The organism is Sphingomonas mali NBRC 15500 (assembly GCF_001598415.1).
Taxonomy (GTDB): domain Bacteria; phylum Pseudomonadota; class Alphaproteobacteria; order Sphingomonadales; family Sphingomonadaceae; genus Sphingomonas; species Sphingomonas mali.
Genome location: NZ_BCYX01000014.1, coordinates 35,422 through 50,001 on the forward strand (window position 1 = coordinate 35,422; position 14,580 = coordinate 50,001).

Sequence of the window (14,580 nt, forward strand, 5' to 3'; positions counted from 1 at the left end):
TCAGGCCGTGACCTCTTCACCGGCGACACGGACCGCGACCGGGCGACCGCCGCCCACCGACACGTTGGCGGTGCGGCCCGACACCGCGACATCGACCCGCGCGCCGCGGAAGGTGACGGTGAAACGATAGTCGGACAGGCCAGGTATCTCCACAGGATCGAAGCACAGTGTGTCGCCCTCGACGTGCATGCCGGCAAAGCCCATCGCCAGGGTCGTCCAGCTCCCCGCCAGCGCCGCCATGTGCAGGCCGTGATCGGCATTGCCGAACAGATCGTTGAGGTCGGTCAGCGCCGCGACGCGCCAGTAATGCGCCGCCCGCGCGCCGTCGCCGGCATGCGCCGCAGCGGTCGCGAACGCGCTCGCCGACAAGGTCGAATCGTGGACCGTGGTCGCTTCGTAGGTGTCGAGCATCCGCCGCCGCATCGCCGGGTCGAACGCCTCGGGCATCAGCGCCAAGGCAAGCACCGCATCCGCCTGTTTCGAGACGCGACGACGATAGATGGCGAGCGGATGAAAGTGCAGCAGCAGCGGATAGGCCTGGGGCGGTGTCGTATCGAACGGCCACGGGTCGAGACGGAAAAAGGCGTCGTCCTGCGCATAGACTTGGCGCTCGTCGTCGAAGGGCAGGAACATCTCGTCGGCGGCGCGCATCATCCGCGCGGCTTCCGCATGGTCGATCAACGACGCCGCCAGGCCGTGGCGCGCGGCGAACCGCAAATGCCGCGCGGCCATCATGTTGGTGTAGAGGTTATTGTCGACGATCGCCGAATATTCGTCCGGGCCGGTCACGCGGTTGATGACGAAGGCACCGCCCCGCGCCGCGTCGTGGAATCCGATGTCCAACCAGATGCGCGCCGTCTCCACCAGCATCGCCGCCCCGCCCGCGTCGAGCAGCGAGCGGTCGCCGGTCGCCGCCAGATAGGTTTCCAGCGCATAAGCGATATCGGCGTTGATGTGATATTGCGCGGACCCGGCCGGGAAATAGGACGAGCATTCGTGCCCGCCGATCGTCCGCCATGGATAGAGCGCGCCCTGTTCGTGCCCCATCGCCCGCGCATTGTCGCGCGCGGCGGCAAGCTTCGAAATCCGCCATTCGAGCATCGCCCGGGCAATTGCGGGATAAGTGAAGGCGAAGACCGGCATGACGTAGAGATCGGCGTCCCAGAAGACATGGCCTTCATAGCCCTCCCCGGTCTGCCCCTTGGCGCCGATCGAGGTCTTGCCGTCGCGCCCCACCGCCATCGCCAGCTCGGCCAAAGCGAAGCGGATCGCGAGTTCGGCATTGGGCTGGCCCGGCATGGCGACGTTGCTCGCCGCCCAGAAATCCGCGAACCATGCCATTTGGTCGGCCAGCAGGGCGTCATATCCTCGCTTGGCCGCGGCGCCCAGTATCCCGGTGAGCGCGTCCATGCCCTGGTCGTCAGTGGCGGCTCGATAGCCAGAGGCGAAATCGACCTGCACCCGGCCGTCGACCGTCCGACGTCCGATTTCGCGCATCCCGCACGCCACCACGAAGCCGCTGGTGCGCAAGCGATCGCTGCGCGTGGCGATACCGGGCTTGTCATGGGCCTGGGGATCGACCCAAGGGCTGGTCGCCATGACCGGCGCGACGCGCGGATCGTAAACCCCCTGATTGGGGACATCGGCGGCACGGTCGCCGCTTCCCGGCGACCGCGACACCATCGGCGATACGGTCACATCGGCGCCGTCGGCAAAGCTGACTCGCGTCAGCACCAATGCGGTATCCGCCATCGAGACGAACTGTTCGATCGCGATGCCGGCCGCCCCTGCCGGGAATCTCTCGGTCCGCACGCAGCGGGCGAGGTCGAGCTCGACGCTTGCCGCCGCGCCGACCGGCACGCCGCCAGCCAGGATCGCCGGGCGGGTGGCATCGGCGACCGCCAGGCGGAGGTCGCTTTCGCGGGCATAGCCGTGCGCCGCCTCGTGATAAGCGATCGGCACGCGTTCATAGACGCCGTTCAGATAGACTTTGGGCGCCTCCGCCGCCTCGCCCGGACCGCGAATGCCGATAAAGCCGTTGCCGATCGAAAACAGCGCGGGAACATGGTCCGACCGGACGGAATCGCCGTCCGCGGCGAGGCGCCAGGCGTCGCGCGCAAATCGCACGTCAGCAAAAGACGCTTCGGGTAATGACCGCCCCACGCAATTCTCTCCGATGCGGCGATCAATCGCCCGATTGCCAATGATATGCATTTCATAATAGGAGATGGTCAAGACAATAAGCCGGGCATCCCGGCAGGGGAGGCGCATGAACAGGACCCGGATGATCGTCGCACTGGCATTGACCTATGCCGTGTTCGCGGTGCTGCTCAACAGCGTCGGCACCGTCATCCTGCAATCGATCGAATCGTTTCAGGTGACCAAGGTCGCGGCGAGCTCGCTCGAGGGATTCAAGGATCTGTCGATCGCGGCGACCAGCTTCCTGCTGGCGGCGCAACTGCCCCGCTTCGGGCTGCGGCGCGCGATGATCGTGGCGCTCGCGCTGGTCGCGATCGCCTGCCTGGCGATGCCCTTATTCCCCGGTTTCTGGACGACACGCCTCCTGTTCCTCGCGGTCGGCGTCGCGTTCGGGGTGACCAAGGTGTCGGTCTACAGCTTTGTCGGCCTGTTGACCGAGGACAGCGCGCGTCATGCGTCGTTGCTCAACGTGATCGAGGGCGTGTTCATGCTCGGCGTGCTCAGTGGCTATTGGATCTTCGCCGCCTTCATCGACCCGGCCGATCCCGGTAGCCGGCAATGGCTCGGCGTCTATTATGTGCTGGCCGCCGCCAGCCTCGCCGCCCTGGCGCTGCTCGCGGTCACGCCGTACGACGAAAGCGCGGTCGACGAACCCGCGGCATCGCGGCAGGGCATATTGCGAAAGTTCTGGGGGATGATCTTGCTTGTCTTCCGACTGCTGAGCTTGAGCTTTATCGCCGCGATCTTCTGTTACGTCCTAGTCGAACAGGGCATCGGGTCTTGGCTGCCTACCTTCAATCATGAACTGCTCGGGCTGTCCGCGCCAATGAGCGTGCAGGCGGCCTCGATCTTCGCAGTCTGCCTGGCAATGGGACGGCTGGGCGCTGGCGTCATTGTGCGGCGCACCGGGTGGTTTCCGCTTGTCCTCGGATGCCTCGCCGCAATGGCCATACTGATCGTCGCGGTACTGCCGCTCGCGACCGCGTATCACACTCAGGTAACGAGCTGGGCCGATGCACCGGCCGCCGCATTCCTGTTCCCGATGATCGGACTGGTGATGGCGCCAATCTATCCGGCGCTAAATTCGGCGGTCCTGTCGTCGATGGCCGCAAAGGAGCGGCCCGCTATGGTGGGGTTAATCGTCGTGTTCTCGGCGCTTGGCGGCACGATCGGCTCCCGCATCGTTGGCCAAGTCTTCGCCACGTTCCCAGGCACGATGGCCTTCTACGTCTTGCTTATTCCGATCGCTGCGCTCGCAGCAGCCGTGACGATGGTCCGGAAAAAATCGGTGCGATAGGCGGTCGCCTTTTACCCATGGTCGATCGCCCTCGCGGATTTCGCGTTCCGGGGAACATCATCCGCGTGTTGGTATCCAATATCCAATATACAGATCGTCACCTGCGGCCGCGCCATGTCCAAAGACACGACGCGACCGAGGCCCCTTTGATCAGAAGTTGAAGCGCAGCCCGGCGTTGATCGTGAAGCTGCGCAGCCGCGAGTCGTCGTCGATATTGCCGACCACGAAGCCCGACACCCGGCTGCCATGCGCATTGGCGAGGATACCCGCCGAGTAACGCATCGCGTTCTTCCAGGTGTTGCTCTGGAGCGAGAAGGTCGTGACCGGCGCCCCGAAGGCGAAGCTGGAGCTGTCGCTGCGCGACCAATTCTCCATCCGTGCCGCGCTGATGAACGGCTCGACCGTCGCCGTCGCTTCCGACCCGCCGCGATAGGACAGACGCAAGCCGGCCTGGCCGATCTTGGTGGTGTCGCTGCCCGGCGTCCACACGCTGAAGGCGTCAACCACGAGCGGATCGATCTGGGTGTCGGCATAATTGAACGAAGCGAACGGCGTCGCGGCGAAGCCGGTCTTGCCGCCGATGCGGTACGACGCACGGACCGAGCCCGCCGTGGCGTCGCCGCGCATGCGCTGGGTGCCGACAGTGCCGAACAGCGATGGCATGGCGACCGTATAGTGACGCCATTCCTTGCGGATATTGCCCTCGAGCTCGAAGGCACCGTTGCCGACCACCGCATAGCCGCCGACGAACGGCGTCTCGACCTTGATCCGCTCGCCGCCCGCGAGCGGAGCCGAGGCGCCATACCAGCCGCCCATCACGCCGACATTGACCTTCCAGCCGCCGCCGATGCCGCCGAACGAAACGTCGGCGCCGATCTGTGCCGCATGCTGGCTGGTGCGCAAGCGAGTGGTCGAATTGTACGACATGCCACCGCCGGTCAACGAGGAGCTGATCGTCTGCTTGCTGTGCCCGCCGCTGCCGCGCATCCACAGGCTGAACCGCGTACCGCCGGCGTCGGTCCGGTTGGTCACGAATGGGCTGATCGGATCATCGAGCAGCCCCGAGGCCGATTCGGCCATGTAGCTGAGGTTGCCGAGCCCCGCCGCCGTCGGGTTGACCGCCTGGATCACACCGAACTGATGGGCGTTCGACGGGTTCTGCCCGAAGCTGTCGAGGATGAACCCGGTCGTCGGGAACAGGGTGCTGGAGGTGAAGGCACTGGCGGGAGCTGCCCCGGCGACCGTCACCACCGGCAGGAAGCCGCCGGGGACGAACGACCGCGTGCCGACCAGGTTCATCGTGACATTGGTGTTGCCAGTGGCCGAGCCGCCGATGTTCAGGCGATCGGCCGTTGCGGTGTTGGTGCTGTAGTCGGTCCAGAACTGGCCGCCGCCCGAATAATTGCCACCGACGGTGACGACATTGCTGGTCAGGTTGTTGCGAGCATTGATGATGCCGGTATTGGCCATCGAACCAACCGTCGTGAACGTCCCCGCCCCGGCGAAGGTGACGCGGCCGGCATTCTGGGTATTGCCGAGGATCGTCAGCGTGCCGCCGGCGCCCAGGTTGACGTTGCCGCCATTCGCCAGATTGCCCGAATAGCTCGACGAGCCCGATCCCAGGTTAGCGATACCCGTAGGGCCGTTGATCCAGTTCGAGGTCGCGACGGTCGAGCCGAAGACGTTGACCGCGCCGTTCAGCGTACCGCTGTTGAACAAGGTCGACGGCGTGTTGTTCACGCTGATCAGCACTGCATTGGTGCCGCCGGAGATCGTCCCCGAATTGCTGATATTGGCGCTTCCGGTACCGGTCGCCACCAGCCTGACCCCGTCAATCGTACCTGTGACCAGGCCGGCATTGTTGACCACCAGCGGACCGTCGACCGTGCTGAGGTCGATGCCGTAATCGGGATCGATCACGCCGGTTCCGGTTACGTTGACGGTGATGCCGCCCTTGGTCGACGTGCCATAGACCCCGGCGTAACCGGGCGTGCCGGCCGTTATCTCACCCGCGACCGTGATCGTCGTCATGCCAGTCGACAGGCCGCTATCGGTATAGATGCCGCTGCCATTGGTGGCGGTGATCTTGGTGTCTGCCGCCTGGCTTACATCGATCGTCCCGGCATTCGCCGCCGGATTGAAGTTGACCGCTTCGATCCCGTTGCCGTTTGTCGCGGTCACATTGCCCAGCGCATTGACGGAAATGCCGCCGCTGCCGTTGGTTTGGGCAATGATACCGGTCCTGCCGGAGACGTTGCCGACGGTCACGCCGACGGTGCCCGACGCGCCCGAATTGATCTGTTCGGCGAGGATCGCCGCAGCGCCGATCGAGGACACGTTGCCCGCATTCACAACCACGTTGCCGCCGCCAGTCAGTCCGACAATGCCATAGCCCGTCGTTGCGGTCACCAGCCCGACCGCGGTCACGTTGACGTTGCCGGTACCATAATTCTCCGCATCGATACCGAAGACGCCGTTGACGGCCGCGTTGGTGGTGACGTCGACATTCCCCGTACCCGCGCCGACCAGCGCCGCGACGACGCCGGCATTGCCGCCATTGATCTGGCCGTTCGTCACCACCGCGATATTGCCGGTCGTCGAGGACCCGATCACGTCGATGCCGTTCTGATCGGTCGAGGTGACCGCGCCCGTTGTCACGTTGATGTCGCCGCCAGCGACCGTGTCGCGCACCAGGACGCCAGCGCCGCCCGTGGCGGTTACTGGAGCCGAAATGTCGACCGTGACGGTGCCCGACCCATTGTTCTGGATGGTGGCGCCATTGCCGGCGAGACCATTGATGCTGCCGGTGCCGGTGACCAGGATATTACCTGCCCCGCCGGTACCGCCGATCACCTTCAGACCGTTGGTTGCACCGGTTACGGTGTCGGCGACGTTGACCGTCACCGCGCCGCCGCCGATCGCGTTGATGCCCTCGGCCGCCGTGCCGGTCACCAGACCGGTGGTGGTCACGCTGGTCGTGCCGGTGCCGAGGTTGACCGCGACAATGCCGGTCGTGCCGGAAACTGTGTCGGCAGTCACATCGACGCTACCCGTACCGGCTGCGTTGGTCTGCTGCGCGAGGATCGCGGTATTGCCGGTCGAGGTGACGTCGCCCGCATTGATCGTGACGTTACCACCGGTCGCCAGCGCGTAAATGCCGTTGCCCGTGGTCACATTGACCGGGCCGACCGTGGTGACGCTGGTGTTGCCCGTGCCGAAATTCTCGGCATCGACGCCGAACCGCGCGTTGATCGCGCCATTCCCCGTCACGTCGACATTGCCGGTGCCGGCGCCGTTGAGGATCGCGCCGACAATAGCGGCATTGCCCGCAGCGACGTCGCCATTGGCGACGATCGCAAGGTTGGCGGTATTCGACAGGCTACGAGCGTCGATACCGTTCATGCCGGCCGCCAGCGCGGTCACCGCGCCGGTCGTGATATTGATATCGCCGCCAGCCGCCGTGTCGCGTACGACGATGCCATTCCCGCCGGTCGAACTGTTGGCCGCGGAGATGTCGAAGGTGACTGTGCCCGAACCGTTATTCTGGATGTTGGCCGCGTCACCGCTGCCGCCGAAGAACGCGCCGGTGCCGGTGACCAGGATGTTGCCGGCACCGCCAGTGCCACCGACCAGTGTCAGGCCGTTGGTCGCACCCGTGACCGCGTCGGCGACGTTCACCGTCACCGCGCCGCCGCCGGTGGCAAGGATACCCTCAGCCGCCGTGCCGGTCACGGTGCCGTTGGCGGTAACCCCCACCATACCGGTGCCGGAATTGATCGCGACGATGCCGGTCGTGCCCGAGACGTTGCCGGCGGTCACATCGACATTGCCCGCACCGGCCGCATTTGTCTGCTGCGCGATGATCGCGGTGTTTCCGGTCGAGGTCACGTCGCCTGAATTGACCGTGACGTTGCCGCCAGCGGTCAGCGCAAAAATGCCGTTGCCGGTGGTGACGTTGACTGGGCCGACCGTGGTGACGCTGGTTGTGCCGGTGCCGAAATTCTCGGCATCCACCCCGAACCGCCCATTGATCGCGCCGTTCGCGGTGACATCGACGTTACCGGTGCCACCCGCATTGAGGACCGCGCCGACAATGCCGGCGTTGCCCGCATTGATGTCGCCATTGGCAACGATCGTAACGTTGGCTGCATTCGAGAGGCTACGTGCGTCGATACCGTTCATGCCGGCCGCCAGCGCGGTCACCGCGCCGGTCGTGACATTGATATCGCCGCCAGCCGCCGTGTCGCGCACGAAGATGCCGTTGCCCGAGGTCGAGCCGCTCGCGCCGGAGATGTTGACAGTGACCGTGCCGGCGCCGTTGTTCTGGATGTTGGCGGCGTCGCCGCTGCCGCCGAAGAAGCCGGTGCCGGTGACCGAGATGTTGCCGGCGCCGCCGCTGCCGCCGATCAGGAGCAGACCGTTGGTAGCACCGGTGACGGTATTCGCGGCGGAGATGGTCACCGCGTCGCCACCCCTCGCGTAAATGCCTTCGGCCGCGATCCCGGTGACCGTTCCGCTGGTGGTAACACTCACGGTCCCAATGCCGGAATTGACCGCATAAATGCCCCGTGCGCCCGACACATTTCCTGCGGTCACATCGATCGAACCCGCCCCAAGGCTGATTTGCTGGGCGCGGATCCCGAAGCCCCCGATCGCGAACACGTCGCCGGCATTGACCGAAACGTTACCGCCGTTGGTTTGCGCGTAGATGCCGGTGCCGGCTGTCGCGTTGACCGTCCCGACGGTCGTGACATTGGTGTTGCCCGCGCCGAAATTCTCGGCATCCACGCTGAACGCCGCGTTGATCGCACCGTTCGCGGTGACGTCGATATTGCCCGTCGCCGCTACGGGGAAGATCGCAGCCACCATGCCGGCATTGCCCGCATTGATGTCGCCATTGGCGATCTCGGTCACATTGGCGGTCAGCGACTGGGTCCGGACATCGATGCCGTTCATGCCTGCAGCCAACGCGCTCACCGCGCCGGTTGTGACGCTGATATCGCCGCCCAAGGCGGTGTCGCGAACGATGATGCCGTTGCCCGCAGTCGATCCGCTGGCCCCGGAGATGTTGACGGTGACCGTGCCCGCGCCGTTATTCTGGACGTTGGCAGCGTCGCCGCTGCCGCCGAAGAAGCCGGTGCCGGTGATCAGGATGTTGCCGGTGCCCCCGCTGCCGCCGACCAGGCTCACGCCGCGCGTCGCACCCGTCACCGTATCAGCCGCCGTCACCGTGACCGCGCCGTTGCCGGTCGCGAGAATGCCTTCTCCCGACGTGCCGGTCACGGTACCGTTGGTCGTCACGTCAATCGTGCCGGTTCCGAAGTTGAACGCCTGGATGCCGCTCGTGCCGGAGATCGCGCCACCCGTCGTGACCGTCACATTACCAGCGCCGGCCGCGTTAGCCTGGTCGACAAAGATGGCGACGTTGCCGGTTGTGGTGACGGCGTTGGTCGCCACGTTGATGTCACCGCCCCTGCTGTAACCGTACACGCCGTTGCCGATGGTCGAATTTATCGGACCGACCGCATTGACGGTTACCAAGCCCGAGCCCTGGGTGCTGGCAAAGATACCGCCCAAGCCGGTAACGGCGCCATTCGCCGTTGCATCGATATTGCCCGTTCCCGCCGGAGCGAAAAGGAACGCGTTGATGCCATCCTCAGTGTTGCTGTTAAGGTCGCCATTCGCGACGATCGTCAAATTGCCGGCGAGCGTCTGGGCCTGGACGTTGATGGCGGCGAGTTGCGCGGTGACAGCACCGGTCGTGACGTTGATATCACCGCCCGCGACGGTATCGACCACATCTATGCCGTAACCGCCGGTCGAGCCGCTGGCGCCGGAGATGTTGACAGTAGTCGTCCCCGAACCGTTGTTTACGACATTGACGGCGTCGCCGGTGCCGCCGAAGAAGCCGGTGCCGGTGACCAGGATGTTGCCGGCGCCGCCGCTACCGCCGGTTAGGCTCAAGCCGCGCGTCGCGCCCGTAACCGTATTGGCCGCTGTCACCGTGACCGCACCGTTGCCGGTCGCGAGAATGCCCTCGGCCGACGTGCCGGTCACCGTGCCATTCGCGGTGACGCCCACTGTGCCGGTGCCGACATTCGTCGCGACGATACCGGTCGTGCCCGAGACGTTACCGCCAGTCACATCGACATTGCCGGCGCCGGAGGCATTGAGCTGCTGCGCGATGATCGCGACATCACCGGTCGAGGTGACGTCGCCAGAGTTGATCGTGACATTGCCACCGCGGCTGGAAGCGTAGACGCCATTGCCAGTTGTGACGTTGACCGGGCCTACGGTGGTGACGCTGGTCGTGCCGCTGCCGAAATTCTCGGCATCGACGCCGAACCGCGCGTTGATCGCGCCGTTCGCGGTCACGTCGACATTGCCGGTTGCGGCGCCCGGGAAGATCGCACCGACGATGCCGGCATTGCCCGCGTTCACGTCGCCATTGGCGACGATCGTAACGTTGGCGGCGTTCGACTGGCTCAGCACCTCGATGCCATCCATGCCGGCCGTCAGCGCGGTCACCGCGCCGGTCGTGACGCTGATGTCGCCGCCAGCCACCGTGTCGCGCACGATGATGCCGTTGCCGCCGGTCGAGCCACTCGCGCCCGAGATGTTGAAGGTGACCGTGCCCGAGCCGTTATTCTGGATGTTGGCGCCATCGCCGGTCCCGCCGAAGAACCCGCCGGTGCCGGTCACCGAAATGTTGCCAGCCCCGCCGGTCCCTCCGACCAAGCTCAGGCCGTTGGTCGCGCCGGTCACCGTATCTGCGACCGAGATCGTCACCGCGCCGTTGCCAGTCGCCTTGATACCCTCGGCGGTCGTACCGGTCACCGTGCCGTTAGCGGCGACGCTGACCGTGCCGGTGCCGAAATTATGCGCATCGATGCCGGTCGTGCCCGACACGTTACCCGCGGTGACATCGACATTGCCCGCGCCCGCGACCTTGGTCTGCTGCGCGATGATCGCGGTGTTGCCGGTCGAGGTGACATCGCCTGCGTTCACCGTGACGTTGCCGCCAGCGGTCAGAGCGAAGATGCCGTTACCGGTCGTGACATTGACCGGGCCGACGGTGGTGACGCTAGTCGTGCCGGTGCCGAAGTTCTCGGCATCGACCCCGAACCGCGCTGTCATCGCGCCATTTGCGGTGACATCGATGTTGCCGGTCGCCGCCGACGGGAAGATCGCCGCCACCATGCCGGCGTTACCGGCATTAATGTCGCCATTGGCGACTTCGGTGATGTTCGCCGTCAGCGACTGGCTCAGGACGTCAATCGCGTTCTGGCCCGCGGTCAGCGCGGTCACCGCACCGGTCGTGACGCTGATGTCGCCGCCGGCCGCGGTGTCGCGGACGACGATGCCATTGCCGCCCGTCGAGCCGCTCGCGCCCGAAATGTTGAAGGTGACCGTGCCCGAACCATTGTTCTGAATGTTGGCCGCGTCGCCCGTACCACCGAAGAATCCGCCGGCGCCGGTGACCGAGATGTTGCCAGTGCCACCGGTACCGCCCACTAGGCTCAGGCCGCGCGTCGCACCCGTCACGGTGTCGGCGACCGAGATCGTCACCGCATTGTTACCGGTCGCCTTGATGCCCTCGGCAGCCGTGCCGGTCACCGTGCCGTTAGCGGTGACGCTGACCGTGCCGGTACCGAAATTGTGCGCATCGATGCCGGTTGTGCCCGAGACGTTACCCGCGGTGACATCGACATTGCCCGCGCCCGCGACCTTGGTCTGCTGCGCGATGATCGCTGTGTTGCCGGTCGAGGTGACATCGCCCGCGTTCACCGTGACGGTGCCGCCGGTGGTCAGCGCGAAGATGCCGTTACCGGTCGTGACATTGACCGGACCGACCGTGGTGACGCTAGTCGTCCCGGTGCCGAAGTTCTCGGCATCGACCCCGAACCGCGCGGTCATCGCGCCATTTGCGGTGACATCGATGTTACCGGTCGCCGCCGCCGGGAAGATGGCCGCCACCATGCCGGCGTTACCGGCATTGATGTCGCCATTGGCGACTTCGGTGATATTGGCCGTCAACGACTGGCTCTGCGCGTCGATCGCGTTCTTGCCGGCGGTCAGCGCGGTTACCGCACCAGTGGTGACGCTGATGTCGCCGCCGGCCGCGGTGTCGCGAACGATGATGCCGTTACCGCCCGTCGAACCGCTCGCGCCCGAGATGTTGAAAGTGACCGTGCCCGAGCCGTTGTTCTTGATGTTGGCGCCATCGCCGGTGCCGCCCAAGAATCCGCCAGTGCCGGTCACCGAGATGTTGCCCGCCCCACCGGTCCCCCCGACCAGGCTCAGGCCGTTGGTCGCGCCGGTTACGGTGTCGGCGACCGAGATCGTCACCGCATCGTTACCCGTCGCCTTGATACCCTCTGCGGCGGTGCCGGTCACCGTGCCGTTAGCGGTCACGCTGACCGTGCCGGTGCCGAAATTGTGCGCATCGATGCCCGTCGTGCCCGACACGTTGCCCGCGGTCATACCGACATTGCCCACACCGGCGACTTTGGTCTGCTGCGCGATGATCGCGGTGTTGCCGGTCGAGGTGACGTCGCCTGCATTGACCGTGACGGTGCCGCCGGTGGTCAGCGCGAAGATGCCGTTGCCGGTCGTGACATTGACCGGACCGACCGTGGTGACGCTAGTCGAGCCCGACCCGAAATTCTCGGCGTCCACGCCGAACCGCGCGGTCATTGCCCCGTTCGCGGTCACGTCGATATTGCCGGTGCCGCCCGCATTCAGGATCGCTGCCACCATGCCGGCATTGCCAGCATTGATGTCGCCGTTAGCGACTTCGGTGACGTTGGCGGTAGCCGACTGGCTCTGGACGTCGATCGCGTCCTTGCCCGCGGTCAATGCAGTCACCGCGCCGGTGGTGACGCTGATGTCGCCGCCGATCGCGGTGTCGCGCACCACGATGCCCTCGCCGCCGGTCGAGCCGCTCGCACCCGAAATGTCGACCGTCACGGTACCGGAGCCGTTGTTGAGGATGTTCGCCGCGTCGCCCGTGCCGCCGAGGAACCCGCCGGTGCCGGTCACCGAGATGTTGCCAGCGCCGCCGGTGCCGCCGACCAGGCTCAAACCGCGTGTCGCGCCCGTCACCGTGTCGGCGACGTTGATCGTCACTGCATCGTTACCCGTCGCCTTGATGCCCTCTGCGGCGGTGCCGGTCACCGTGCCGTTGGTAGTGACGCTGGTCGTGCCCGTGCCGAAGTTGTGCGCATCGATACCCGTCGTGCCCGAGACGTTGCCCGCGGTCACATCGACATTGCCCGCGCCCGCGACCTTGGTCTGCTGCGCGATGATCGCGGTGTTGCCGGTCGAGGTGACGTCGCCTGCATTGACCGTGACGGTGCCGCCAGTGGTCAACGCGAAGATGCCGTTGCCGGTCGTGACATTGACCGGGCCGACCGTGGTGACGCTCGTCGAGCCCGACCCGAAATTCTCGGCGTCCACGCCGAACCGCGCGGTCATCGCCCCGTTCGCGGTCACGTCGATATTGCCGGTGCCGCCCGCGTTGAGGATCGCCGCCACCATGCCGGCATTGCCGGCGTTGATGTCGCCATTCGCTACTTCGGTAATGTTGGCGGTGGCCGATTGGCTCTGGACGTCGATCGCGTCCTTGCCGGCGGTCAGCGCGGTCACCGCGCCGGTCGTGACGCTGATATTGCCGCCGGTCGCGGTGTCGCGCACGACGAAGCCCTCGCCGCCAGCCGAACTGCTCGCGCCGCCAATGTCGACCGTGACCGTGCCCGAGCCATTGTTGAGGATGTTCGCCGCGTCGCCGGTGCCGCCAACGAACCCGCCGGGGCCGTTCACCAGGATGTCGCCGGCGCCGCCGGTGCCGCCGATCAGCGACAGGCCGCGTGTCGCGCCGGTCACCGTGTCGAAGGCCGTCACTGTCACGCCGGCATTGCCGACCGCCTTGATGCCCTCGGCGGCGGCGCCGGTCACCGTGCCGCCGGTCACGACGCCGACCAGACCCGTGCCGAAATTGTGGGCGTCGATGCCCGTCGTTCCGGAGACATTGCCCGTGGTGCCTACGACAACCTGGCCGGTTCCGGCGACCTTGGTCTGCTGCGCGATAATCGCGGTGTTGCTGGTCGCTGTTACATCGCCCGTATTCACCGTTACGTCGCCGCCGGTCGATAACGCGAAGATGCCGTTGCCGGTCGTCACATTGACCGGACCGACCGTGGTGACACCGGTCGAGCCCGACCCGAAATTCTCCGCATCGACGCCGAACCTGGCGTCGATCGACCCATTGGCGGTCACGTCGATATTGCCGGTGCCGCCCGCATTCAGGATCGCCGCCACCATGCCGGCATTGCCGGCCTGGATGTTGCCATTGGCGACCTCGGTGATATTGCCGGTCAGCGACTGGCTCTGCGCGTCGATGCCGTCCTTGCCGGCGGTCAGCGCGGTGACGGTGCCGTTGGTGGTGATGTCGATGCCCGTGCTGGTCGCGACGTCACGGACCGTGATACCCTCGCCGGTGGCGGCGAAGATATTGCCCGCAGTGATACTTACCGAGCCGATTCCGCCACTCTGCCTTGCATCAAGCGCGTTGCCGTTGCCGTTGTTGACGATGTCGCCGCCGGTATAGACGATCGGCCCGCCAAGCGCGGTGAGCGATAGCGCCGCGGTGCCGCCGGCGGTCGGTGTATTGCCCGCATCGACGCTGATCGTGCCGCCATTATTGACCGTGATGCCGCCCGTCCCATTGTTCGTGAAAGCAAGCCCGTTGCCGCTAATCGTTGCCCCGCTGTTGACGGTGACGACGATCGGGGTGGGGAGGATGCCCTGATAATTGCGGTCGACCGGCGGGTTGGTCGGGAATGTCGTGTCGGTCGTGGATGTATCGGCGCAGGTTACGGTAACGGCACCGACGACGCATTGCGCCCAGGCCTCGCTGGGCGCGAACACGCCGAGACCGACAAAAGCTGCCGCAGCGACGGTCGAGCGCAACGTCAGCCGGCTCGCCTGCGAGCGCAGGTTGCGCCGACGCGCGGCTATCGAGGATGACACCTTGGAGTCGAAAGGAAGACGGCCCGAAGAATACGGCGTGCGTGTCATGTTAT

The 14,580-nt window shown here is 65.8% G+C and carries 3 protein-coding genes; 1 reads left to right on the forward strand and 2 read right to left on the reverse strand.

Annotated features, from left to right (window positions below):
- Complete coding sequence (locus SMA01S_RS11995) at positions 1-2,127, reverse strand: glycoside hydrolase family 65 protein (RefSeq protein ID WP_066822273.1); 2,127 nt, start codon at positions 2,125-2,127, stop codon at positions 1-3.
- Between the two features lie 142 nt (positions 2,128-2,269).
- Here SMA01S_RS11995 and SMA01S_RS12000 point away from each other — a divergent pair, with 142 nt between their 5' ends.
- Positions 2,270-3,496: an MFS transporter gene (locus SMA01S_RS12000; protein WP_066822092.1), complete on the forward strand. Its 1,227-nt coding sequence runs from the start codon at positions 2,270-2,272 to the stop codon at positions 3,494-3,496.
- A gap of 150 nt (positions 3,497-3,646) precedes the next feature.
- On the opposite strand, the gene SMA01S_RS12005 is transcribed toward SMA01S_RS12000, so the two are convergent.
- Positions 3,647-14,527, reverse strand: a complete 10,881-nt coding sequence (locus tag SMA01S_RS12005) for a hypothetical protein (RefSeq protein WP_066822095.1) — start codon at positions 14,525-14,527, stop codon at positions 3,647-3,649.
- Positions 14,528-14,580 lie beyond the last annotated feature (53 nt).